Source organism: Klebsiella sp. X13 (genome assembly GCF_003323835.1).
In the GTDB taxonomy this organism is placed as follows: Bacteria; Pseudomonadota; Gammaproteobacteria; order Enterobacterales; family Enterobacteriaceae; genus Klebsiella; species Klebsiella ornithinolytica.
Map to the genome: position 1 here is coordinate 2202670 of NZ_CP030874.1, position 24772 is coordinate 2227441.

Below are 24772 nucleotides of genomic sequence, written 5' to 3' on the forward strand. Positions count from 1 at the left end.
ATGAAATTCAGTGAACTGTGGTTACGCGAGTGGGTTAACCCGGCGATCGACAGCGAAGCGCTGGCTAACCAGATCACCATGGCGGGCCTCGAAGTGGACGGCGTTGAGCCGGTAGCCGGTAGCTTCAACGGCGTTGTTGTCGGTGAAGTGGTTGAGTGCGGTCAGCACCCGAATGCCGACAAACTGCGCGTCACGAAAGTTAACGTCGGCGGCGAACGTCTGCTGGACATCGTCTGCGGGGCGCCAAACTGCCGTCAGGGGCTAAAGGTTGCCGTAGCAACCATCGGCGCCGTGCTGCCGGGCGACTTCAAAATTAAGGCCGCGAAGCTGCGCGGTGAACCTTCCGAAGGGATGCTGTGCTCGTTTTCTGAGCTGGGCGTGTCCGACGATCATAGCGGAATTATCGAACTGCCGGCGGATGCGCCGATTGGCACCGATATCCGTGAATATCTGCAGCTGGACGATAACACGATCGAAATCAGCGTCACGCCGAACCGTGCGGACTGCTTAGGTATCATCGGCGTCGCCCGCGACGTGGCCGTTCTGAATAAAGAACCGCTGAACGCACCGGAGATTACCCCCGTTGCCGCCACCATTACCGATACTCTGCCTGTCACCGTTGAAGCGCCGGAGGCCTGTCCTCGCTACCTGGGCCGCGTGGTGAAGGGTATCAATGTTAAAGCGCCAACCCCGCTGTGGATGAAAGAGAAGCTGCGTCGCTGCGGGATTCGCTCCATCGATGCGGTCGTTGACGTCACCAACTACGTGCTGCTCGAGCTGGGTCAACCGATGCATGCGTTCGATTGCGACCGTATTGACGGTGGGATCGTGGTCCGAATGGCGAAAGAGGGTGAGAAACTGGTTCTGCTGGACGGGACCGAAGCCAAACTGGATACCGATACCCTGGTCATTGCCGACCATCACAAAGCGCTGGCTATGGGCGGCATCTTTGGCGGTGAACACTCTGGCGTCAATGACGAAACGCAGAACGTGCTGCTGGAATGCGCGTTCTTCAGCCCACTGTCGATCACTGGCCGCGCGCGTCGCCACGGTCTGCACACCGATGCGTCTCATCGCTATGAGCGCGGCGTGGATTCAGCGCTGCAGTATAAAGCGATGGAACGTGCAACCCGCCTGCTGATCGATATCTGCGGCGGCGAAGCGGGCCCGGTTATCGATGCGACCAACGAAGCTGCGTTGCCGAAGGCGGCGACCATTACCCTGCGTCGTAGCAAACTGGATCGTCTGATTGGCCATCATATTGATGATGCGCAGGTGAGCGATATTCTGACTCGCCTGGGCTGTGAGGTGACCGTCGGCGATGGTGAGTGGCAGGCCGTTGCACCGAGCTGGCGCTTCGATATTGCCATCGAAGAGGACCTGGTCGAAGAGGTGGCCCGCGTTTACGGGTATAACAATATTCCGGATCGGCCGGTGCAGGCGGGGCTGATTATGGGCACCCACCGCGAAGCTAATCTGTCGCTGAAACGTGTAAAAACGCTGCTTAACGACAAGGGCTACCAGGAAGTCATCACCTACAGCTTTGTTGACCCGAAAGTGCAGCAGCTGATTCACCCGGGTGAAGAAGCCCTGATTCTGCCGAGCCCTATCTCCAGCGAAATGTCGGCGATGCGTCTGTCGCTGCTGACCGGTCTGCTGGGTACGGTGGTGTACAACCAGAACCGTCAGCAAAGCCGCGTCCGCATTTTTGAAAGCGGTTTGCGTTTTGTTCCGGATACCCAGGCTCCGCTGGGCATTCGTCAGGACGTGATGCTGGCCGGTGTGATTTGCGGCAACCGCTACGAAGAGCACTGGAATCTGGCAAAAGAGACCGTTGATTTCTACGATCTGAAAGGCGATCTGGAGTCCATTCTCGACCTGACCGGCAAATTAGCGGATATCGAATTCCGCGCAGAAGCGAACAGCGCACTGCATCCGGGGCAGTCAGCCGCGATTTATCTGAAAGGTGAACGTATTGGTTTCATTGGGGTTGTTCATCCTGAACTGGAACGTAAACTGGATCTGAACGGCCGGACTTTAGCGTTCGAGCTGGAGTGGAACAAGCTTGCAGACCGCGTGGTGCCTCAGGCGCGCGAGATTTCTCGTTTCCCGGCGAACCGTCGTGATATCGCCGTTGTTGTCGCGGAAAACGTACCTGCAGCCGATGTTTTGACAGAGTGTAAGAAAGTTGGCGTAAATCAGGTAGTTGGCGTAAACTTATTTGACGTGTACCGTGGTAAAGGGGTGGCGGAAGGCAGTAAGAGCCTTGCGATTAGCCTCATCCTGCAGGATACCAGCCGTACACTCGAAGAAGAGGAGATTGCCGCTACCGTTGCCAGATGTGTAGAGGCATTAAAAGAGCGATTCCAGGCATCATTGAGGGATTGAACCTATGGCGCTTACAAAAGCTGAAATGTCAGAATATCTGTTTGATAAGCTTGGGCTTAGCAAGCGGGATGCCAAAGAGCTGGTAGAGTTGTTTTTCGAAGAGGTGCGTCGTGCTCTGGAAAACGGAGAACAGGTAAAACTCTCCGGGTTCGGCAACTTCGATTTGCGGGATAAAAACCAACGCCCGGGTCGTAACCCGAAAACGGGGGAAGATATTCCCATTACAGCCCGGCGTGTGGTGACCTTCAGACCCGGTCAGAAACTTAAAAGCCGTGTCGAAAACGCTTCGCCCAGAGACAAATAATCTGAACTAACTAAAAAGGCCGCTGATGCGGCCTTTTTCTTTTGTGGCGTAAATCAACTTCTTACGGCAGTAACCATCACCTCGACGAGGATATCAGGGCGTGCCATTTCCGCCTGGACGGCCGCGCGTGCCGGGCTGTGACCTTCCGGCATCCAGGCGACCCAGACCTCGTTAAACCCGGCAAAATCACGTGCCATCGTCTTCAGCCACACCTGAGCAGACAGAATATGACGATTATCACTGCCGGCTTCGGCCAGCAGAGCGTCAATTTTTGCTAAAACCTCCCGGGTTTGCTGGCGGATATCGTCATCGCTGCTTGCCGGGGTTTGCCCTGATAAAAAGATCAGATCGCCGTACCCGACGCTGGCGGAAAGGCGGGGCTGCGAATGATGACGTTCTATTTTCATGCTGAGTGTTCCCATGTCAGACCTTCTAAAGAAATGGCGGGACTTGCGCCGTTGAGTAGCGCGCCGAGCACCACCGCGCTGCCGGCGGCCAGAGTAAAGCCGAGGCTACCCTGACCGAGGTTCATCCACAGGTTCTGATACCCGGCACGACCAAGCAGAGGGGGACCCGCGGGGGTTGAAGGGCGCATACCGCACCAGGCCTCTGCATCCTCAACGCCCTGCAACTCAGGGAAGCTGCGGGTGACGATCTTTTTTAGCGCCTGGATACGCTCGGGGCGCAGTTCATCGCCGTCGTAGCCAATATCGACCATGGCGGCAATGCGCAGCCGATCGCCCAGCCGGGCGTAGACCACTTTATGGCCATAATCCGTTACGCTGATATCAGGCGCAATCCCGGGCTTTGTGGGGTAGGGGAGCGTCAGGCTGTAGCCTTTCAGAGCGCACAGCGGCACGCGAATACCGGTACCGGCCAGCAGGGGACCGCTGCCGTTTCCTGCCGCCACGATGTACTCATCGCCGACCATCGTTCCCTGACGGGTATCGACAGAATCAATGCGGGCGCCTTTTTTATTCAGGCGCAGCACCTCACAATCGCTGGTCAGAGTAAAGCTGGCGCTGGCATGCAGCTTCTCCAGCAGCGCCTGGCAGAATTTTTGACAGTCGGCGGTCTCATCGCCGGGCGAATAAATACCGCCCTGCAGCGAAGGGTGAATATATTTCAGCGCCGGTTCAAGTTGAATACACTCGTCGGCATTCAACGCTTGCTGATATTGCGGGCTGATACCTTTGGCGGCTTTATTAAAATCATATGTCCGGCGATGAACGATCAATTTCCCGGAACGCCGCCAGTGAAAGTCGTGCAGATTATCCGCCGTCAGCCACTCCTGCATCACCTGACGGCTGAGCAGCGACAAGCGCAATATATGATCGCCGTTGAGCTTATTCGTCTGGCTATTACAGGCGCGGAGAAACTGCAGCAGCCAGCGCCATTGATCCGCCGACATTTTCAAACGCATATTGAGAGGCGAGTCGGCTTTACCCATCCATTTCATCCCCTGCAGGGGAACGCCACGATCGGCCAGGGGGGCCACATACCGGTAGCTAAGCTGCCCGCCGTTGGCAAAGCTGGTTGCCAGACCTGGCTTCGCCTGACGTTCCAGCAACTGGACCTGATGACCGCTCTTGATTAACTCATAAGCTGTTGCCAGCCCGATAACACCGCCGCCGATAATGACAATGCGCTTTTTCATAACCTGATAAACCCACCGCTGATAAATGCATGGGCTTTATGTCAAAGCATTTGCCTCTGCGGCGCAATTGACTTTTTATTTTCAGGGTATAACTCCAGGTTAATCTCCTGCAGCTGCTGGCGGAGCCGGGTGCAGAGAAAATCGACAAACTTCTGGCTGATCGGGCTGAGTGAAACGTCTGCCCGACGCAGTAAACACAGGGTGATCATCATCGGCGGCGCGATCGGATGAATCATCGCCGGCGCCAGGTTATGCCGGGCGGAAAAAATATCGGTAATGCTGCATCCCATGCCGCGTTTCACAAATTCGGTGGCCATGTAGTAGGTCTGCACGTTCAGACGGGTGGTCGAAAAATCGCGGCGGGTCGCAATGGCCGCGGAGAGGGAGTGTGGTCCTGGCGAGATCCACCGCTGCTGGTCAATCTCCTCAATCGCCACTTCTCCCTGGCGATAGTCTCGGTCAATGTATACCAGCGGGACCTCAGCGATAGCGGTGCTGGTGATCTCCCCTTGCTGGACGGGCTGTAGCGTCAGGGCCAGATCGATCTCGCGCAGATCCAGTTTTTTGACCAATGTCTCAGTGTGTTCGGTGGTGAGTGTCATCACCAGATTGGCATTTTGTTGATAGAAATCGGTGACCAGCTCCGGGACCAGACTCAACCCAAGGCTCGGCAGACAACCGAGGCTCATTTTGGCCCGGGGGTCGCGGGCCAGGTTATCGGCGAGCAGGCGGAGGTTATCTAGATCCTGATAAATATTCTGAGCTTTTTCAAACAGCATCAGCGCTTCGCTACTGGGCAGCAGTTTACCGCGTACCCGCTGAAAAAGTTTAAAACCGAGCTTCTGCTCGGCGTTTTTTAGCGCTTTGCTGGCGGCGGGTTGAGAGATATTGAGCGATTCCGCTGCTCGGGAAAGCGTGCCGCAAGTCATCACGGCGTGGAAGATTTCCAGGTGACGCAGTTTCATGAGGAGTTAACTCAGGGTTATAGAGGCCAGATAAAAAGTCATTTTCCAATAACATGAAGTTAACATAAATTTAATCCGCAATCAGCGAGCTGTTTACTTATCGCGCTGACTGCGCCGCCTTCCGGCGGATAATCCGATTCTCAGAACAATACCTGTTGTCCCTACATACACCCTCAGGCAACCAAGCCAACACATTATAACGAGGGGGATATTTTCTGAGCAGGCCCGAATACACCGCGTCCCAATAGCGGCCGGTTTTATTGGCATCAAGGAGTTATATGAGTGACTCAACGCTCTCTGGCAACCCGCTAGCCAGACAGAATATCACCAGAAAAAATATTATTATTGGCCTGTTATTAGGGCTGTTTTTAGCGACGGCATTTTGGTGCCATGGACACCCCGCAGACGAACTCGGCTTGCTGAGTTTTACACCGCTTGTCGCCCTCGCCATCCTCTCGCTCGTCGGGGTAGATATTGTGCTGGCGGTGATCTCATCCATTATTATTGCGATGATTATGACCTCGACCAGCTTGCCTGAAATGGGAACAATGCTGGCAAAATCGACCGGCTCTTTTATTGCCACCGTCGGGTTAATCATTATGCTCGGTGCCGGTGTCGGAGAAGTGGCGACTCGTACCGGCGCCGCGGTGGAGCTGGTGAAATTTTTGGTTCATCGTATCGGGCTGTCGAGTCAGACCCGGGTTAAACTGGGTATTGTCATTTCGTCGATTCTCATCTGCGGCGCCCTGGGGACCATGGCCGGGGGAAATGCGATCATCGTGGCGGTAATTATTCCGGTTGCCGCGGCGGTCAGACTGACGCCGCCGACGGTGGCCGCGCTGATGATGACCGCCGGCTCCATCGGGCTTTTTACCGGGCCGTTTACGCCGAGTACCGTGACGATTCTCAAGCTTGGCGGCCTCAGCTATCCGGACTATTTGCTGTATGTCGGGTTGCCAATGAGTGCGGTGACTTTGCTGGCCGGCTGGGTGATGGCGGGGCGGATTCAGAAGATGACCGAAGGGAAGCTGCGGTATGAGGTCGACCTGTCTGAAAAAACGCAGGAGCAAGCCAGTGCCGCCGTTTCAAGGCGCAAAAAGCTCAGCGCGCTGGCGTTTGCGGCAACGATTATCGTGATGGCGGTGGTTGGGGTAGTGATAAAAGCCGGCTTTAGCTTCGCGATTATTGTGATGCTGCTGGTGGCGTTGATCACCGGACTGGTCGGCGGCCTACGGCCCACGCAGATTTTGCAGGCGCTGTATCACGGCTGCGGCCGTCTGGTGTGGATGTTTATCCTCTACTGGCTCTATAACCCGATTCTTGAACTGATGGATGGGCTCCATGCCTATCAGGGGCTGCTGGACTACACCCAGCCGCTGCTGGAAGGGATCTCCCCGGCCTGGCTGTGCTTTTGTATTTTCGCCTTCAATATCATTGGCCATGTTCCCGGCGCGGCGGTGGCGCAGATGACCTTTACCCACAAGATTTTTGGCCCGATGTTGATGGCTGCCGGCGTCCCGCCGCAGGGAACCACTGCGGTTCTGCTGGCTTCATCGCAGGTGGACTGGTTTGGCCCGTTCCCCTCTTCGGACATGTTCGGGCAGATGGGGCTGGCGCAGTCGACCCATCTCAAGTACATGCTCTATAACGGCTGGGCTATCGTGATTGCTAACATTATTCTCTTCGCTCTGCTGTTTCAGGTGCTGGTGTAAGAGACCTTTCTGCTCAGCGCGGCGGGGCCGATGTCCCGCCGTTGTGGCCATTGGATCATCAGGTTATCTCTTCCCCTGCGGGAGGTTTTGCTTTTCTCACCTCTATCGCCACCGTAAAATCAACGGCATCTCTTTCTGGCATGACGGAAATTATGCTGACCTTTGTCCAAACTCAACAGCGCCGCAGCCGGCGCTGGCTTATTGCACTCCTGCTGCTGCTCCTCGCCATGTTGACCGTCAGTCTCTGCGCCGGAGACCAGTGGATTGGTCCGCAGGAGTGGTTCAGCGCCAAAGGGCAGCTGTTTATCTGGCAGATTCGTCTGCCGCGGACGTTGGCCGTTCTGCTGGTGGGCGCCGCGCTGGCACTCTCCGGGGCGATCATGCAGGCATTATTCGAAAACCCGCTGGCGGAACCGGGGCTGCTGGGCGTTTCTAACGGCGCTGGCGTGGGGTTAATTGCTGCGGTGTTGCTGGGCAAAGGCTATCTGCCGGGATGGGCGCTGGGGCTGTGCGCGATTGCCGGTGCGCTGGTGATTACTTTTATTCTGCTGCGTTTTGCCCGGCGGCATCTGTCAACCAGCCGTCTGCTGCTGGCGGGCGTCGCGCTCGGCATTATCTGTAGCGCGTTGATGACCTGGGCGGTCTATTTCTCCACCTCTTTCGACTTGCGTCAACTCATGTACTGGATGATGGGCGGGTTTGGCGGCGTGGACTGGCAGCAGCTGTGGCTGATGCTGGCGCTGTTGCCGGTACTTATCTGGGCGTGTCTGCAATCACAGCCGCTGAATCTCCTGGCGCTGGGAGAGGTGTCCGCTCGTCAGCTGGGGCTGCCTCTCTGGCTATGGCGCAGGCTGCTGGTGGTGGCGACAGGCTGGCTGGTTGGCGTGAGCGTGGCGCTGGCTGGGGCAATTGGATTTATTGGGCTGGTGATACCGCATATTCTTCGCCTGTGCGGCTTGAGCGATCATCGGGTGCTGCTTCCGGCCTGCGTGCTTGCCGGCGCCAGTGCGCTGCTCGGCGCCGATATCATTGCCCGCCTGGCGCTGTCGGCGGCGGAATTACCGATCGGCGTGGTCACCGCGACGCTGGGCGCGCCGGTCTTCATCTGGCTACTGCTGAAATCCGTGCATTCGCAATAAGCGGTGGGCTGGCGCAGCCATGATCGCTGCGCCAGGGGCGGGACGCTGGGGCTTACCAGCCTTTGATCGCATCGCCTTTGTATACTTCCATGGCTTTATCGGCGACTTCTTTGGTCTGGAAGGCCTCTTTCAACTGCTGAATCTTTTTACTGTCTTTATTCTCTTCACGTGAAACGATGGCATTCACATACGGAGAGTCCGGTCCTTCCATAAATAAACCATCGCGGGCCGCGGAAAGACCTGCCTGCGCGGAGAAGTTGGTGTTAATAATCGACAGCGCGACGTTCGGATCGTCGAGAGTACGGGTCAGCTGCGGCGTATCGACTTCAACAATTTTCAAATGTTTCGGGTTGTCGATAATATCCAGCGACGTCGGCAGATAGCCCACGCCCTCTTTCAGTTTGATTAAGCCCTGCGCCTGCAGCAGGAGCAGGCTGCGGCCTAAGGTCGTGGTTTCGTTAGAGATAGATACCGTTGCGCCGTCCGGCAGCTCGTTGATATGTTTAATTTTGCGTGAATAAGCGGCAATCGGGAAGACGAACGTTTTGCCAACGATGGCAAATTTGTAGCCGCGCTCTTTGGACTGCGCCTCGAGATAGGGCAGCGTCTGGAAGGCGTTAGCATCGACGTCTTTATTATTTAACGCTTCATTTGGCAGTACGTAGTCATTGAAAGAGATAACCTCAACGTCGAGGTTGTATTTATCCTTCGCCACCTGCTCAACCACTTTCCAGATGGCTTCATCCGGTCCGGTGTTAATCGCCACCTTAACTTTGTTGTTATCGTCAGGAGAGCAGGCCGATAACAATACTACCGATGTGGCGATTAACACTGAGCTTAACAACTTTTTCATCTATAAAAACTCTCTCAAATTAGTCCATAACAAAAGGCTATTACATCCATTTAACACTGTACACTGAATTGTCTGCTGACCATATTGAGAGGAATTCATGTTAGCGGCGCGTACGGTGCGGTATTCCTGGCCGCCGATTAGACGTACAATGAGCGCCCGTGAATCCGCTACAGTAGATAGGGATCACCTTAAATCAGAAACCCGTTTTATGGACGGAGGGAAGGCTATGCAACACGATATTCTGAATACTGAAGTCACCACGATTGATGGTCAAAAAACGACGCTGGCGGACTATGCGGGTCGCGTTCTGCTGATTGTGAACGTGGCCTCAAAATGTGGTCTCACGCCGCAGTATGAGCAGCTGGAGACATTGCAAAAAGAGCTCGGGCACGATGGGTTTACCGTGCTTGGCTTCCCTTGCAATCAGTTCCTGGGCCAGGAGCCAGGGAGCGAAGAGGAGATTAAGACGTTTTGTAGTACGACCTATGGCGTCACTTTCCCGCTGTTCAGCAAGGTAGACGTCAACGGTGAACATCGTCATCCGCTGTACCAGAAACTGGTTGAGGCCGCGCCGCAGGCCGTGGCGCCAGAAGGCAGCGGTTTCTACGAGCGTATGGCAAGCAAAGGCCGTGCGCCGGCAAACGTCGGCGACATTTTGTGGAATTTCGAAAAATTCCTGCTGGGCAAAGATGGCCAGGTTATCCAGCGCTTCTCGCCGGATATGACCCCGGACGATCCGCTGCTGGTTGCCGCCATTAAAGGGGCGTTAGCGAAATAATGCCGTTTCTGATGCAGCTGCGGAATGTCAAAGAAGCGGGGCGTCTGGCGCCGTTTAGCGCCCAGGTGCGTCCGGGTGAAATGGTCCATCTGGTAGGGCCAAACGGCGCAGGCAAAAGCACGCTGCTGATGCGAATGGCCGGTCTGACTGCGGGGCCCGGAGACGTTATTCTTAACGAACGTAAACTGGGCCAGTGGTCGGCACAGGAGCTGGCGCGTCACCGGGCCTACCTGAGCCAGCACCAGATGCCGCCTTTTGCCATGCCGGTGTGGCACTATCTGTCGTTGCATCTGCAAAATGGCGGGCAAAGCGAACTGCTCGCCAGCGTTGCCGATAAGCTGGGCCTGAGCGATAAGCTCGGGCGCCAGGTGAATCATATTTCTGGCGGCGAGTGGCAGCGCGTACGCCTGGCGGCGGTCATTCTGCAGGTTCATCCGCTGGCGAATCCGGCGGGGCAGCTGCTGGTGCTGGATGAACCGATGAACAGTCTGGACGTGGCGCAGCAGGCGGCGCTGGATCGCGTTCTGGGTGAACTGTGCGAGGCGGGCGTGGCGGTAGTGATGAGCAGTCACGATCTTAACCATACCCTGCGACACGCCCATCAATCCTGGCTTATCTGCCGGGGGCAGGCCATTGCCTGCGGTGAGACATCGGCAGTGTTAACCGAAGAAAACTTAACCGCGGCCTATGCGATTCCTTTTCAGCGCATCGCGGTTGCCGGTCATTTTATGCTCGTTGCGTCACACTAGCACGAAGCAACCTTGCCAGTGCATTGATAAACCAGCTAAATTATCCTGACGAATTGATAAGGAACAGAGGAATCGTCTGAGATGCGTTTGTGGTTCATTTTATTGACGGCGCTATTTCTGGCTGGCTGCAGCAGCCACCGGGCGCCGCCGCCGAATCCGCGGCTTGCAGATTCCATTACCGTTATCGCGAACCTGAACGAGCAGCTGCGCAACTGGCGGGGCGCGCCGTATCGCTATGGCGGTATGTCTCCGCGCGGGGTCGATTGTTCCGGATTTGTCCTCATGACCTTCCGCGATAAGTTTGCCCTACAGCTGCCGCGTGAAACTCGCGATCAGGCAGAGATTGGCACTAAAATTGATAAAAGTGAGTTGTTGCCGGGGGATCTGGTCTTTTTCAAAACCGGGTCCGGCGACAGCGGTCTGCATGTGGGCATCTACGATACCGACAATCAGTTTATCCATGCATCGACCAGCCAGGGCGTGACGCGTTCCTCCCTGGATAACGTCTACTGGAATAAGAAGTTCTGGCAGGCCCGCAGGATATAGCGACGGACGTCGTGGCGAAGGGGAAGCACTGGCTTCCCTTTTTTTATGTCGATAACCCTGCGTTTCTCCCGTGTTAATACCTTGTTGAAGGCACTACACTGGAGAGAGGAGGAACCATGACCCTGTCTTTTACTACCCACTGGCGTGATGAACTGCCGGATTTCTATACCCCTTTAGCGCCCACTCCGCTGAAAAATGCCCGACTTATCTGGCACAATGCGCCGCTGGCGCAAACCCTGGGCATTCCCGAGGCGCTGTTTCATCCGGCGCAGGGCGCCGGCGTGTGGGGAGGCGAAACGCTGCTGCCGGGCATGTCGCCGCTGGCGCAGGTCTACAGCGGCCATCAGTTTGGCGCCTGGGCCGGCCAGCTTGGCGATGGCCGGGGGATTTTGCTTGCTGAACAGCAGCTGTCGGACGGCCGTCGTCTCGACTGGCATCTTAAAGGCGCCGGACTGACGCCCTATTCGCGAATGGGCGACGGGCGGGCGGTGCTGCGTTCCACGATCCGCGAAAGTCTGGCCTCGGAGGCCATGCATGCGCTGGGGATCCCGACGACGCGCGCGCTCGCCATGGTCACCAGCGATACCCCCGTGCAACGCGAAACGCTGGAAAGCGGCGCGATGTTGATGCGTCTGGCCGAAAGCCACGTGCGCTTTGGCCATTTCGAACATTTTTATTATCGCCGTGAGCCGGAAAAGGTACAGCAGCTGGCCGACTACGTGATTCGTCATCATTGGCCGGAGCTGGTTGATGACGCTGATAAATATGTTCTATGGTTCCGTGACGTTGTCACGCGGACGGCGACGCTGATCGCCAGCTGGCAGACGGTTGGCTTCGCCCATGGGGTGATGAATACCGATAACATGTCGATTCTTGGGCTGACGATGGACTACGGCCCCTACGGCTTCCTGGACGACTTCAAACCCGATTTTATCTGCAACCACTCCGATTATCAGGGCCGCTACAGCTTTGAAAACCAGCCGGCGGTTGGCCTGTGGAATTTACAACGTCTCGCGCAGTCGCTGTCGCCGTTTATTGCGGTGGATGCGCTTAATGCCGCGCTGGATGACTACCAGCATGCTTTGCTGACGGTATACGGCCGCCGGATGCGCGATAAGCTGGGTCTGTTCACCCAGCAGAAAGGTGATAACGACCTGCTGGATGGGCTGTTCGCGCTGATGATACGGGAAGGCAGCGATTACACCCGGACTTTCCGGATGCTGAGCGTGAGTGAACAACACAGCGCGGCATCGCCGCTGCGCGATGAGTTCATCGATCGCGCGGCCTTCGATAGCTGGTTTGCAGGCTATCGCGCGCGCCTGCGCGATGAGCCGATCGACGATGCGCAACGCCAGCAACAGATGCAGAGCGTCAACCCGGCGCTGGTGTTACGAAACTGGCTGGCACAGCGGGCCATTGAGCAGGCGGAGCAAGGGGATATGAGCGAACTGGCGCGTCTGCATGAGGTATTAAGCCAGCCGTTTGCAGACCGGGACGATGAGTATATCAATCGTCCGCCCGACTGGGGAAGGCGTCTGGAAGTGAGTTGCTCCAGCTGATGTTACCCCGGACCTTCTCTGTGCTCGCGGGCGGAGAAGGTCTATTTAGTCAGAATCAGTTTCCCCGCATGGGTCTGGCGCAGTAAATAGCGCTGGCCACCATGCTCAATCACCACCCGGCCTTCAGCGCCGAGTAAGGAGCGGCTGTTGATCTTACGGTCCGTGGGAATGGGGTAAGGGGCATTGTCTTTTGTTTTTTCTGCTGTGGCAGTGTTATCCATACGCGTCATAGCACCAAATAAAAATAAAAGAAACAATGATAATCATTATCAATAATGTTAATTTTCACGGCAAGCGTTATTTGCGAAAACCCTGTTTTTTGGGGGGAGGCTGCGCCAGACTGCGCGGAAAGAATCTCCCCCACCATGGCGTGGCGGGGGCAGGGACTACAGGCGGGTTGCGGTTGCCGCGGCCAGTTCGGCTAGCAAACGTTCGCTGTCTTCCCAGCTCAGGCAAGGATCGGTAATGGACTGGCCCCGCGTCAGCGGCTGCCCGGCAACCACCTTCTGCGTGCCTTCCTGCAGGAAGCTTTCGGCCATGATGCCGGCAATCGAAGTGGAGCCGGCGCGAATCTGCTGGCAGATATCGGCACACACCTCCAGCTGACGACGGTGCTGCTTCTGGCAGTTGCCGTGGCTGAAATCAACCACCAGCTGTTCCGGCAGATCAAATTCACGCAGCGCATCGCAGGCGGCGGCGATATCTTCAGCATGATAATTCGGCTGTTTACCGCCGCGCATGATGATATGGCCGTACGGGTTGCCGCTGGTCTGATAGATGGTCATCTGCCCCTGTTTATCCGGCGACAGGAACATATGGCTGGCGCGGGAGGCACGGATGGCATCGACGGCAATACGGGTATTACCATCGGTACCGTTTTTGAAGCCGACCGGGCAGGAGAGCGCGGAGGCCATTTCCCGGTGGATCTGGCTTTCGGTGGTACGCGCGCCGATAGCGCCCCAGCTTATCAGGTCGGCAATAAACTGTCCGGTCACCATATCGAGAAATTCGGTGGCGGTGGGGACCCCCAGCTCGTTGACCTGCAGCAGCAGCCGACGTGCCAGCTCAAGACCGTGATTCACTCGATAGCTGCCGTTAAGGTCAGGATCCGAAATTAACCCTTTCCAGCCAACAACGGTACGCGGTTTTTCAAAGTAGGTACGCATGACGATTTCCAGCTGCGGCTGGTAGCGTTCACGCATCCCCTGCAGGCGGCGCGCGTAGTCCATCGCCGCGTCGGTATCATGAATGGAGCACGGTCCGATAATCACCAGCAGGCGGCGATCTTCACCGTTGAGGATCTTTTCAATCCGGCGGCGGGAAGCGGCAACGTGCGCCGCAACGTCGGCAGACACGGGATGCCGCTGCGCCAGTTCCGCGGGCGTCACCAGGCTTTCAATGCGCGCGGTACGCAATTCGTCTGTTTTATTCATTGGAGTCTCAAAAAATCTGTTTCTTCCGCGGCGAAAATGCCGGGAAGTGATGCGCATCACGATAAACCAATCTCTGCTTATTGCAAGGGCAGGTCATGATCCTGTATAGGCCACGGGCGATAGCATAAACAAATTTTCTCCAATGCACTAGTTCGTTAGTACATTCTTCGATTCAGCCCCATGATGTCCATGATTTTAGTCGCAATTTCTTCAACAGAATAATTGGTGCTATTCAGGCACGGAATTTTATTCTTGCGATACAGGGCCTCCACCTCGGTCACCTCCATGCGACACTGGCGCATCGATGCATAGCGGCTGTTTTCACGGCGTTCTTCGCGGATCGCGGCCAGCCGTTCCGGATTAATGGTTAAACCGAACAGCTTATGTTGTAAGGGTTTAAGCGAAGCCGGGAGGATCAGGTTGTCCATATCGTCGGCGATAAACGGGTAGTTTGCCGCGCGGATACCGTACTGCATCGCCAGGTAAAGACTGGTCGGGGTTTTGCCGCAGCGCGAGACGCCCAGCAAAATGACCTGTGCCTGATCGAGATTACGCAGCGAGATCCCGTCGTCATGGGCGAGGGTGTAATCAATTGCCGCAATACGTGCATCGTATTTGTTGAGGTTACCCGGCGTCAGGCCGTGGGTGCGATGCGCGATGGGCGTCGGGTCGAGCCGCAGTTCCTGCTGAAGCGGAGCCACCAGGGCCTGCACGATATCCTGACAAAACCCCTCACTTTGCAAAATAATATCGCGAATTTCAGGGATAACGATGGAGTAGAACACCAGCGGGCGGATGCCGGTCTGCTGATAGATGGCGTCAATTTGTTCCTTTACTGCCCGCGCGCGGCTGATATTTTCGACGAACGGCAGCGTAAAACTGCTGATCGCGACCGGGAATTGCGACATCACCGCATGCCCCAGTACTTCGGCCGTAATGGCGGTACCGTCAGAAATATAAAATACGTGGCGATCTACAGCACTTTCCATTTTGACCATCCGGTATAATGAGTTTAATTATCTGAAAGCAGAAATTAAATTTAAGCATATCCCTTTAGGCTTTGTCTCACTTTTAAAATGAAACGGTATTTTTATTTTTAATGAAAAGGTCGGTTCAGTTTTCGATTTTGCCGGCGTTTTGTATCTTATTGCAGCAGATTTCAGCAGAATCATTGGGTTAGCTATATCGGGAAAAGTATCCTAAAAAATGAAAAATAATTTGCTTGAACGATTCACCGTTTTTTTCAGCCGCATAAATATGTCAGGATAAATCCCGTAGTTGATCGTGAGTTTTTTATCACTGGTATTAAATCACAAAAGGATTGTCTCGATGTCCAACAATGGCTCGTCACCGCTGGTGCTTTGGTATAACCAACTCGGCATGAATGATGTAGACAGAGTTGGGGGCAAAAATGCCTCCCTTGGTGAAATGATTACGAATCTGTCCGGTATGGGTGTTTCCGTACCGAACGGCTTTGCCACCACCGCTGATGCCTTCAATCAGTTCCTGGACCAAAGCGGTGTAAACCAGCGCATTTATGAACTGCTGGATGAAACCGACATTGACGACGTTTCCGCATTAGCGAAAGCGGGCGCTCAGATCCGTCAGTGGATCATTGATACGCCGTTCCAGAGCGAACTGGAAGACGCCATTCGTGATGCCTATACACAGCTGTCCGCGGATAATGCCGAGGCCTCCTTTGCCGTCCGTTCCTCCGCCACGGCGGAAGATATGCCGGATGCCTCCTTCGCCGGGCAGCAAGAGACATTCCTCAACGTGCAGGGCTTCGATGCCGTGCTCGTCGCGGTGAAGCACGTGTTTGCTTCGCTGTTTAACGATCGCGCGATCTCCTATCGCGTGCATCAGGGTTATGACCACCGCGGCGTGGCGCTATCCGCCGGGGTACAAAGGATGGTGCGTTCCGACCTTGCCTCATCCGGCGTCATGTTCTCCATTGATACCGAGTCCGGCTTTGACCAGGTGGTATTTATTACCTCCGCCTGGGGCCTCGGGGAAATGGTGGTGCAGGGCGCGGTTAACCCGGATGAGTTCTATGTGCATAAACCGACGCTGGCGGCGGGTCGTCCGGCCATCGTGCGTCGCACCATGGGGTCGAAGAAGATCCGCATGATTTATGCCCCGACCCAGGAACACGGCAAGCAGGTGCGTATCGAAGACGTTCCGCAGGCGCAGCGCGATATTTTCTCGTTAACCAACGAGGAAGTGCAGGAGCTGGCGAAGCAGGCGGTACAGATTGAGAAGCACTACGGCCGTCCGATGGATATCGAATGGGCGAAAGATGGCCACACCGGTGAGCTGTTCATCGTCCAGGCCCGTCCAGAGACCGTCCGCTCGCGCGGCCAGGTGATGGAACGCTATACCCTGCATGCGCAAGGACAGATTGTGGCTGAAGGCCGCGCTATCGGTCATCGCATCGGTGCTGGCCCGGTAAAAGTGATTCACGATATCAGTGAAATGAACCGGATTGAGCCGGGCGATGTCCTGGTGACCGACATGACCGACCCGGACTGGGAACCGATCATGAAGAAAGCCTCGGCGATCGTCACCAACCGCGGCGGTCGTACCTGCCACGCGGCAATTATTGCCCGCGAGCTGGGGATTCCGGCGGTCGTTGGCTGCGGTGACGCGACCGATCGCATTCAGGAAAACCAGAATGTAACCGTCTCCTGTGCCGAAGGCGATACCGGCTACGTCTACGCCGAGCTGCTGGATTTCAGCATTAAGAGCTCAAGCGTGGGGGAAATGCCCGATCTGCCGCTGAAAATCATGATGAACGTCGGTAACCCGGATCGCGCATTTGATTTCGCTTGTCTGCCGAACGAAGGCGTTGGTCTGGCGCGTCTGGAGTTCATCATCAACCGTATGATTGGCGTTCACCCGCGCGCGCTGCTGGAGTTTGACGACCAGGAGCCGGCGCTGCAGAACGAAATCCGCGAGTTGATGAAAGGTTACGATTCCCCGAGAGAGTTTTACGTCGGTCGTCTGACCGAAGGGATTGCGACTCTCGGCGCGGCGTTCTATCCGAAGCGGGTAATCGTGCGTCTGTCCGACTTCAAATCTAACGAATACGCCAACCTGGTGGGCGGCGAGCGTTATGAGCCGGAAGAGGAGAACCCGATGCTCGGCTTCCGCGGTGCCGGTCGCTACGTCTCAGACAGCTTCCGCGATTGCTTCGCGCTGGAGTGCGAAGCGGTGAAGCGTGTGCGCAATGAGATGGGGCTGAGCAACGTCGAAATCATGGTGCCGTTTGTCCGCACCGTCGCCCAGGCGAAAGCGGTGGTAGAAGAGCTGGCGCGCCAGGGACTCAAGCGTGGCGAAAACGGTCTGAAAATCATTATGATGTGTGAAATTCCATCGAATGCGCTGCTGGCCGAACAGTTCCTCGAGTACTTTGACGGCTTCTCTATCGGTTCAAACGATATGACTCAGCTGACGCTTGGCCTCGATCGTGACTCCGGCGTGGTTTCTGAGCTGTTTGATGAACGTAATGACGCGGTGAAAGCGCTGCTGTCGATGGCGATTCGCGCGGCGAAGAAGCAGGGAAAATACGTCGGTATTTGCGGCCAGGGGCCTTCTGACCACGAAGATTTTGCCGCATGGCTGATGGAAGAAGGGATTGATAGTCTGTCTCTGAACCCGGATACCGTGGTGCAGACCTGGCTTGGTCTGGCTGAACTGAATAAGTAAGCCCTCGCTTTACATTCCCCCAATCCCCGTCAGCAATGGCGGGGATTTTTTATTTTCAGCGTCTGGCGACCGCTATTGACAGCCGTATGGGCAAACAAGAAAAAATAGCGGGCAGCTAGCGGAACCAGGTAAAAAAAAGCCCATCGTGGGAGATGGGCAAAGACTACACACAGCAATTCGTTGTTTCACTCAGGGGATTTCCATGCTTATAAATCAAGGTGTTGATCTATAACCGTGCCCTAATAGTAGACACAGCCTTTTTTGGCGTCGATCGGATTCATCTCAATAGTTAAACAGCTGTGAAGAATATGTCGATTGCGTAACATGAGAGAGGGAATAGTGGGGGAGAACGGTATTATTTTTATCAGTTTTTCTTATGATTAAGGCGGGTTTCCCCGCCTTAATTTTTTACTTTTCGCTGTTGATATTACTGACGTTTAACGCTTCAAGTTCCGCCAGTACCTGATCGGGATCTTTCGGCGGCGGCGGCACCTCCTGCAGCCAGGCATCAAACAGGCGCCAGGAGACGGCGAGCAGCACCGGACCGATAAACAGGCCAATCATTCCGAAGGCGATCAACCCGCCGATAACGCCGGAGAGAATCAGGATCATCGGCAGGTCGGCGCCCATACGAATCAGCACCGGGCGGATAACGTTATCCATGGTCCCCACCACGCAGCTCCATACCAGCAGCACCGTGCCCCAGGTGGTATCTCCGCTCCAGTAGAGCCAGATAATCGAGGGGATCAAGACAAGCAATGGCCCCAGCTGTACCAGACAGGTGAAGATCATGACCACGGTCAGCAGCGCGGCGTAAGGGACGCCGCTAATCGCCAGACCAATCCCTCCGAGCACCGCCTGAACCAGCGCAGTCACCACCACGCCCAGCGCCACGGCGCGAATGGCCTGACCGGCCAGCAGGACCGCCGCATCGCCGCGTTTTGCCGCCAGACGCGTTGCGAAGTAACGGAATCCATAGGCGACTTTCTCACCCTGCCAGTACAGCAGGGCGCTGAACAACAGCATCAGCCCGCAATAGACCAGCAGTTTGCCGATATGCGCCGCCTGACCGACGAACCAGGTCGTGGTGGTGCCGATATAGGGACGGATTTTGGCCATAATGGCCGCACCGCCCATATCCAGCAGACCGTGCCAGGCCGCGTAGAGCTTGTCGCCAATCAGCGGAACGCTATTGAGCCAGGCGAAATCCGGCAGCGTGACATTCCCGGTGGAGATAAGTTTTATCAGCGGAATGCTGTTATCTACCAGGCTATTCACCAGCAGCGCAATCGGGATGACGAACAGTAAAAACAGCAGCACGGTCATGACCAGCACGGCGAGGGCGCGTTTACCGAACAGCAAACGCTGCAGACGCAGCAGAACGGGCCAGGTGGCGATGACGACGGTGCCAGCCCAGGCGAAGGACAGAATAAAGGGTTGCACCACCCACAGGCAGGAGATAATTATCAGGGATAAGAACAGTACCGACAGCAGTATTTGCGGTATATCCCGGGGTTGGCGATCGTTAATCATAGAGAAATTTTACCTTTCCAGTCGCGTCAAAATGCTGACGCCGCGTAAATCCATATACTGATAATAATATCAATAATTTCACGGGCCTGATTTTGCACATAAATCTCGTGGGCGCATATGAAAAAAATGTGATAAAAAGTTGACTGCGCCACGCAATCGTTTAGTTATCCATAGACAAAATCATCCGGACGCATCGAGTCGGCGACAGACTCCCGGCTCTCAGGCTATTTTTGCCCGCCGTGGTGGACGTGGTTTACATTGCCCGCAAGGGTCAGCTTCACGCAAGGATTCGGCAGCAAATGCGCCAACAAGAGGCAGTCTGAAGGATGACATCACTACAACACAACATAGTCAGGCAGGGTCAAGCATTATGATCCCACAAATTTCTCAAGCACCAGGCGTCGTTCAACTGGTATTGACTTTTTTGCAGGTACTGGAGCAACAAGGATTTACCGGCGATACCGCCACTAGCTATGCCGACAGGCTAACGATGGCGACAGATAACAGCGTTTATCAACTGTTGCCGGATGCCATTTTATTTCCCCGCTCGACGGCCGATGTCGTCCTGCTGGCGCGGCTTGCCGCCGAAGATCGCTTCAAATCGCTGGTCTTTACCCCGCGCGGGGGCGGCACCGGCACCAACGGCCAGTCGCTGAATGCGGGAATTATCGTCGATATGTCCCGCCATATGAACCGCATACTCGAAATCAACCCGGAAGAGGGATGGGTTCGTGTCGAAGCAGGCGTAATTAAAGATCAGCTGAACCAGTATCTTAAGCCGTACGGTTACTTTTTTGCCCCGGAGCTTTCCACCAGCAACCGCGCCACTCTGGGCGGGATGATCAATACCGATGCCTCCGGCCAGGGGTCATTGGTTTATGGCAAAACTTCAGACCATGTTCTCGGCGTTCGTTCGGTGCTGATGGGCGGCGATATTCTCGATACCCAGGCGATGCCCGTCGCTCTGGCGGAGACACTGAGCCGGGAACAGTCGGCGATTGGGCGGATTTACCGAACGGTATATCAGCGTTGCAAAGCGCAACGTCAGCTCATTATCGATAAATTTCCAAAACTTAACCGCTTCCTGACCGGATATGATCTGCGCCACGTCTTTAATGATGACATGAGCGAGTTCGATCTGACCCGTATTCTCACCGGTTCGGAAGGGACGCTGGCCTTTATCACCGAAGCGCGTCTCGATATTACCCGTCTGCCGAAAGTTCGCCGTCTGGTGAATATCAAATACGATTCGTTTGATTCCGCGCTGCGCAACGCGCCGTTTATGGTCGAGGCGAAAGCGCTGTCGGTGGAAACCGTCGATTCAAAAGTCCTTAACCTGGCGCGCGAAGATATCGTCTGGCATTCGGTCAGTGAGCTGATTACCGATGTCCCGGATAAAGAGATGCTGGGGCTGAATATCGTCGAATTTGCCGGCGATGACGCGGCGCTTATCGACAACCAGGTGACCACGCTGTGTCAGCGCCTTGATGAGCTGATTGCCGCCAGCGAAGCGGGCGTCATCGGTTGGCAGGTCTGTAACGAACTGGACGGCGTTGAGCGCATCTACGCGATGCGTAAAAAAGCGGTGGGGCTGCTGGGGAATGCCAAAGGTGCCGCCAAGCCGATTCCCTTTGCGGAAGATACCTGCGTGCCGCCGGAACATCTGGCCGATTACATCGTTGAGTTTCGTGCGCTGCTCGACAGCCACGGCCTGAGCTACGGCATGTTTGGCCACGTAGACGCCGGCGTTCTGCACGTGCGTCCGGCGCTGGATATGTGCGATCCGCAGCAAGAAGTGCTGATGAAACAAATTTCCGACGAGGTCGTGGCGCTGACCGCCAAATATGGCGGCCTGCTGTGGGGGGAACACGGCAAAGGCTTCCGCGCCGAGTACAGTCCGGCATTCTTTGGCGAAGAACTTTATGGCGAGCTGCGAAAAGTCAAAGCGGCGTTCGATCCGCACAACCGTCTTAATCCGGGGAAAATCTGTCCGCCGGAAGGCGTAGATGCGCCGATGATGAAAGTGGATGCCGTGAAGCGCGGCACCTGGGATCGGCAGATTCCGATTGCGGTGCGCAGCGCATGGCGTGGCGCGATGGAGTGTAACGGTAACGGCCTGTGCTTTAACTTTGATGTTAAAAGCCCGATGTGCCCGTCGATGAAGGTCAGCAATCATCGTATCCACTCGCCGAAAGGGCGCGCAACGCTGGTGCGCGAGTGGCTGCGCCTGCTGGCGGATCGCGGCATCGATCCCAATCAGCTGGAAAAAGATCTGCCGGAAAAACGCGCCAGCCTGCGTACGCTGGTGGCGCGGACCCGCAACAGCTGGCACGCGCGCAAGGGGGAATATGACTTCTCCCATGAGGTCAAAGAGGCGATGTCCGGCTGTCTGGCCTGTAAAGCGTGCTCTACCCAATGCCCGATTAAAATCGATGTGCCGGAATTCCGCTCGCGCTTCCTGCAGCTTTACCACAGCCGCTATTTGCGGCCGGTTCGCGATCATCTGGTGGCAACGGTGGAATCCTATGCGCCGCTGATGGCTCAGGCGCCGAAGACGTTTAACTTCTTTATTAACCAGCCGTGGATGCGCAAGCTGTCAGAAAAGCACATCGGGATGGTGGATCTGCCGCTGCTCTCGACGCCGTCGCTGAAGCAGAGGATGGTGGGACATCGCTCGGCAAACATGACGCTGGAGCAGCTGGAAACGCTCAGCGCTGAGCAGAAAGCTAAAATGGTGCTGGTGGTGCAGGATCCGTTCACCAGCTATTACGACGCGCAGGTGGTGGCCGATTTTGTGCGCCTGGTTGAAAAAGTGGGCTACCAGCCGGTACTGCTGCCGTTCTCGCCAAACGGCAAGGCGCAGCATATCAAAGGGTTCCTCACGCGCTTTGCGCGTACGGCGCAGAAAACCGCAGATTTTCTCAACCGTGTGGCGCAGCTGGGGATGCCGATGGTTGGCGTCGATCCGGCGCTGGTGCTGTGCTATCGCGATGAGTACAACCAGGTTCTGGGGGACAAACGCGGCGATTTCCGCGTGATGCTGGTGCACGAGTGGCTGCCACAGGCGTTGCCGGAAGCTCGCGAGCAGGAGAATGGCGGCGAAGCGTGGTATCTGTTTGGTCACTGTACGGAAGTCACGGCGCTGCCCGCGGCGCCGAAGCAGTGGGCCGAGATTTTTGCGCGCTTTGGCGCGAAACTGGAAAACGTCAGCGTGGGCTGTTGTGGGATGGCCGGAACCTACGGTCATGAGGTAAAAAACCACGCCAACTCGCTGGATATCTACGCGCTTTCCTGGCAACAGGCGATCCAGCGTTTACCGCGCAACCGGTGCCTGGTGACCGGATATTCCTGTCGCAGTCAGGTGAAGCGCATTGAAGGCAGCGGTGTTCGTCATCCGCTGCAGGCGCTGCTGGAGATTATTGGATGATTTGGAAACGTCAGACAACGCTGGAACAGCTTAACCGCATGGGCGAAGGCAATATGGTCGGGCTGCTGGATATTCATTTTGATAGCTTCACCGATGAGACCATCGAAGCCACCATGCCGGTGGATAGCCGCACGCACCAGCCGTTTGGTCTGCTACATGGCGGAGCATCGGTGGTACTGGCGGAAACGCTGGGCTCGGTTGCCGGCTATTTGTGCAGTGAAGGCGAGCAAAAGGTGGTAGGGCTGGAGGTCAATGCCAACCACATTCGCTCGGTGCGCGGTGGCCGGGTCAGAGGCGTCTGTAAAGCGCTGCATGTCGGATCGCGCCATCAGGTGTGGCAGATTGAAATCTTCGATGAACAGGGGCGCCTGTGCTGCTCTTCGCGCCTGACCACGGCGGTAGTCTGAGATAGCTACCGCGGGCTGAGATTCTACTTGTCCAAATATATGGGGGAATATATTTCCCCCATATATTCAGCAGATTTTATTGTGTTTCATCCTTAATCGTTTCGCTGGGACCATTCTTCTGCACCGAGGCAATTCCTTTTTTCGCCGCCTCCTTCGAGGAATACATTTCACTGGTGGCGATGGTTTCATGGTTATCCGCTTTTAGCAGGAAATACCATGGCTGGGAAACGCTTTTCTCGGATTTTTTAATAACGTAATAGCCCATTGTTAACTCCTTTGCGCATTAGCATCGACATCATGATATGTAGACCATCGCGGCTTATACAGCAAGCTATCGGCGCTAAAAATATAATTCATGAATTGTTCACGCTACTTATGCTACTATTTTAAGTACGAAATACTTATGTGTAACCAAGAGGACGGAGTTAACTATGGGTATCATTTCCTGGATCATTTTTGGTCTTATTGCCGGTATTTTGGCTAAGTGGATTATGCCAGGCAAAGACGGCGGCGGGTTTATCGTCACTATCGTTCTGGGTGTCATTGGTGCGGTTGTAGGTGGTTGGATCAGTACGTTCTTTGGCTTCGGCAAGGTCGACGGCTTTAATTTTGGCAGCTTTGTCGTGGCGGTAATTGGTGCATTAGTGGTACTGTTTATCTACAGAAAGATTAAGAGTTAATATACCGTCATCATACCCGCATCCTCATTGCCGTCGGTGGTGAGGATATAGATATTGAGCACGAAAGAAGACGCAAAATAAAAGCTGCCACGTTCACTGGCAGCTTTTTTTATGAGGCTGACATCAGCCGCTCAAGGCTACCGGTATATGACCCCAGGATAACTCAGGGCATATCGGGAGCGGGAACGACTTCCACGCGCACTTCATAATGTTTCGCGCTACCTGTCGGGATCAGCGCGGTCAGTTTATTAATGGTCTCAACCGGGTTATCGGTGGCAACCGTTGCAGAGAATAATACCGGTTTTCTCGGCGGGAATGGCGGCAGAGGCATAGGCATTGGACCACGCCCTTGCGGCATGTCCATCACCGGCTGTCCGGCATTATTACCGGCGGGAGCAGGGCCGTCATTTTTATCTGCCGCAAATGCACTGGCCGCGACAATTGACGCGGTGGCTAACAGAGCAATGATTGTTCCTTTCATCTTCGTTACCTCGTTGGAATGTGGCTGGAATCTTAGAGGCAAGGTCATTGACGAACAATCCCACGGCGGGCGAATCCTCCAAAACTCCTCATTTCATAACGAATGTGAAGCTCCGGCGTGGCAGGCAGGGTTTGTGGCTGGCTTAGTTCAGCAGTACGCTCATCACCAGCAGTACCACCATGCACATCGACATAATACTGATATCTATCATCCTGTACGGACAAACTCCAGGTAAGCAGTGCCTCCGACACAGGGCCGAAAACTGTAGGAAATTTAGGCGGGAATTGTACATCAATTTACCAGTAGAGAAAAAACCTTTATTCCTGGTTTTTGTCCGAATTTAACATGATAACCGCTTCGCTTTACCGGATAACAAATAGCCATCCAGAAGGATGGTTATAGATAATGCTAAAGGGGTAGATCCGATAGTGCCTTGTCATCGTCCGGTACAAA

General features: G+C 55.4%; 22 protein-coding genes and 1 other RNA gene. 12 read left to right on the forward strand and 11 right to left on the reverse strand.

The window, feature by feature from the left end; translation table 11 throughout:
• Positions 1-2388, forward strand: coding sequence for a phenylalanine--tRNA ligase subunit beta (gene pheT, locus DSD31_RS10490; protein ID WP_004863353.1), 2388 nt, complete (start codon positions 1-3; stop codon positions 2386-2388).
• A 4-nt stretch (positions 2389-2392) separates the two neighbouring features.
• Positions 2393-2692, forward strand: a complete 300-nt coding sequence (ihfA, locus tag DSD31_RS10495) for an integration host factor subunit alpha (protein WP_004102960.1) — start codon at positions 2393-2395, stop codon at positions 2690-2692.
• 53 nt (positions 2693-2745) lie between these two features.
• Here ihfA and DSD31_RS10500 read toward each other — a convergent pair whose 3' ends face one another.
• Genes DSD31_RS10500 through admX form a run of 3 tightly spaced genes read right to left on the reverse strand, consistent with a single transcriptional unit; the run spans position 2746 to position 5314 of the window.
• The gene (locus tag DSD31_RS10500) at positions 2746-3099 is read right to left on the reverse strand and encodes a RidA family protein (RefSeq protein WP_004863350.1); all 354 of its coding nucleotides are present in this window, start codon (positions 3097-3099) and stop codon (positions 2746-2748) included.
• The gene (locus DSD31_RS10505) at positions 3096-4349 is read right to left on the reverse strand and encodes a D-amino acid dehydrogenase (protein ID WP_069475857.1); all 1254 of its coding nucleotides are present in this window, start codon (positions 4347-4349) and stop codon (positions 3096-3098) included. The genes DSD31_RS10500 and DSD31_RS10505 overlap by 4 nt, the downstream gene beginning before the upstream one ends.
• Before the next feature lie 41 nt (positions 4350-4390).
• Complete coding sequence (gene admX / locus DSD31_RS10510; RefSeq protein ID WP_004863346.1) at positions 4391-5314, reverse strand: HTH-type transcriptional regulator AdmX; 924 nt, start codon at positions 5312-5314, stop codon at positions 4391-4393.
• 278 nt (positions 5315-5592) lie between these two features.
• Between admX and DSD31_RS10515 the strand changes: the two genes are divergently transcribed.
• Both DSD31_RS10515 and btuC read left to right on the forward strand, forming a co-directional pair.
• Positions 5593-7026, forward strand: a complete 1434-nt coding sequence (locus DSD31_RS10515) for a gluconate:proton symporter (RefSeq protein ID WP_113991030.1) — start codon at positions 5593-5595, stop codon at positions 7024-7026.
• Positions 7027-7178: 152 nt separating this feature from the next.
• Positions 7179-8165: a vitamin B12 ABC transporter permease BtuC gene (gene btuC / locus DSD31_RS10520; RefSeq protein ID WP_015584105.1), complete on the forward strand. Its 987-nt coding sequence runs from the start codon at positions 7179-7181 to the stop codon at positions 8163-8165.
• A 52-nt stretch (positions 8166-8217) separates the two neighbouring features.
• Here btuC and DSD31_RS10525 read toward each other — a convergent pair whose 3' ends face one another.
• On the reverse strand, positions 8218-9018 hold the full coding sequence (locus DSD31_RS10525; RefSeq protein ID WP_004863338.1) for a MetQ/NlpA family ABC transporter substrate-binding protein: 801 nt from the start codon (positions 9016-9018) through the stop codon (positions 8218-8220).
• A 226-nt stretch (positions 9019-9244) separates the two neighbouring features.
• Here DSD31_RS10525 and DSD31_RS10530 point away from each other — a divergent pair, with 226 nt between their 5' ends.
• The 4 genes from DSD31_RS10530 to selO all read left to right on the forward strand — a co-directional run bounded on the left by DSD31_RS10530 (position 9245) and on the right by selO (position 12650).
• Positions 9245-9796 carry a glutathione peroxidase gene (locus DSD31_RS10530; protein ID WP_032717750.1) on the forward strand — a complete coding sequence of 184 codons (552 nt, stop codon included), beginning with the start codon at positions 9245-9247 and terminating at the stop codon, positions 9794-9796.
• Positions 9796-10545, forward strand: coding sequence for a vitamin B12 ABC transporter ATP-binding protein BtuD (gene btuD, locus DSD31_RS10535; protein WP_044349600.1), 750 nt, complete (start codon positions 9796-9798; stop codon positions 10543-10545). The genes DSD31_RS10530 and btuD overlap by 1 nt, the downstream gene beginning before the upstream one ends.
• Before the next feature lie 81 nt (positions 10546-10626).
• On the forward strand, positions 10627-11091 hold the full coding sequence (locus DSD31_RS10540; protein WP_004863328.1) for an NlpC/P60 family protein: 465 nt from the start codon (positions 10627-10629) through the stop codon (positions 11089-11091).
• Positions 11092-11207: 116 nt separating this feature from the next.
• A complete protein-coding gene (gene selO, locus DSD31_RS10545; RefSeq protein ID WP_015584107.1) occupies positions 11208-12650 on the forward strand; it encodes a protein adenylyltransferase SelO in 1443 nt (480 codons plus the stop codon).
• Between the two features lie 41 nt (positions 12651-12691).
• On the opposite strand, the gene hemP is transcribed toward selO, so the two are convergent.
• The 3 genes from hemP to ppsR form a co-directional block, all read right to left on the reverse strand.
• Positions 12692-12871, reverse strand: a complete 180-nt coding sequence (gene hemP / locus DSD31_RS10550; protein ID WP_162661074.1) for a hemin uptake protein HemP — start codon at positions 12869-12871, stop codon at positions 12692-12694.
• A gap of 165 nt (positions 12872-13036) precedes the next feature.
• Positions 13037-14083 carry a 3-deoxy-7-phosphoheptulonate synthase AroH gene (gene aroH, locus DSD31_RS10555; RefSeq protein WP_004863320.1) on the reverse strand — a complete coding sequence of 349 codons (1047 nt, stop codon included), beginning with the start codon at positions 14081-14083 and terminating at the stop codon, positions 13037-13039.
• Positions 14084-14238: 155 nt separating this feature from the next.
• Positions 14239-15072: a posphoenolpyruvate synthetase regulatory kinase/phosphorylase PpsR gene (gene ppsR / locus DSD31_RS10560; protein WP_004863318.1), complete on the reverse strand. Its 834-nt coding sequence runs from the start codon at positions 15070-15072 to the stop codon at positions 14239-14241.
• Between the two features lie 340 nt (positions 15073-15412).
• Between ppsR and ppsA the strand changes: the two genes are divergently transcribed.
• Entirely contained in the window at positions 15413-17791 is a 2379-nt protein-coding gene (gene ppsA, locus DSD31_RS10565) for a phosphoenolpyruvate synthase (protein ID WP_004863315.1), read from the forward strand.
• 128 nt (positions 17792-17919) lie between these two features.
• Here the strand turns inward: ppsA and rprA are convergent.
• Together rprA and ydiK are read right to left on the reverse strand one after the other, a co-directional pair.
• Positions 17920-18027, reverse strand: an RNA gene (rprA, locus tag DSD31_RS10570) — antisense sRNA RprA.
• Positions 18028-18199: 172 nt separating this feature from the next.
• Entirely contained in the window at positions 18200-19324 is a 1125-nt protein-coding gene (ydiK, locus tag DSD31_RS10575; RefSeq protein ID WP_044350647.1) for an AI-2E family transporter YdiK, read from the reverse strand.
• Between the two features lie 370 nt (positions 19325-19694).
• Between ydiK and ydiJ the strand changes: the two genes are divergently transcribed.
• Both ydiJ and menI read left to right on the forward strand, forming a co-directional pair.
• The gene (ydiJ, locus tag DSD31_RS10580; protein ID WP_004863306.1) at positions 19695-22751 is read left to right on the forward strand and encodes a D-2-hydroxyglutarate dehydrogenase YdiJ; all 3057 of its coding nucleotides are present in this window, start codon (positions 19695-19697) and stop codon (positions 22749-22751) included.
• Entirely contained in the window at positions 22748-23158 is a 411-nt protein-coding gene (menI, locus tag DSD31_RS10585) for a 1,4-dihydroxy-2-naphthoyl-CoA hydrolase (RefSeq protein ID WP_004863303.1), read from the forward strand. The genes ydiJ and menI overlap by 4 nt, the downstream gene beginning before the upstream one ends.
• 76 nt (positions 23159-23234) lie before the next feature.
• Here the strand turns inward: menI and DSD31_RS10590 are convergent, their stop codons facing one another.
• Positions 23235-23423 (reverse strand): YegP family protein, encoded by a 189-nt coding sequence (locus DSD31_RS10590; RefSeq protein WP_004863298.1) that lies wholly within the window; start codon positions 23421-23423, stop codon positions 23235-23237.
• 166 nt (positions 23424-23589) lie between these two features.
• On the opposite strand from DSD31_RS10590, the gene DSD31_RS10595 reads away from it, so the two are divergent.
• Positions 23590-23838 (forward strand): GlsB/YeaQ/YmgE family stress response membrane protein, encoded by a 249-nt coding sequence (locus DSD31_RS10595; RefSeq protein ID WP_004863295.1) that lies wholly within the window; start codon positions 23590-23592, stop codon positions 23836-23838.
• A gap of 163 nt (positions 23839-24001) precedes the next feature.
• Here the strand turns inward: DSD31_RS10595 and DSD31_RS10600 are convergent, their stop codons facing one another.
• On the reverse strand, positions 24002-24319 hold the full coding sequence (locus tag DSD31_RS10600; protein WP_004863292.1) for a hypothetical protein: 318 nt from the start codon (positions 24317-24319) through the stop codon (positions 24002-24004).
• Between the last annotated feature and the right edge of the window lie 453 nt (positions 24320-24772).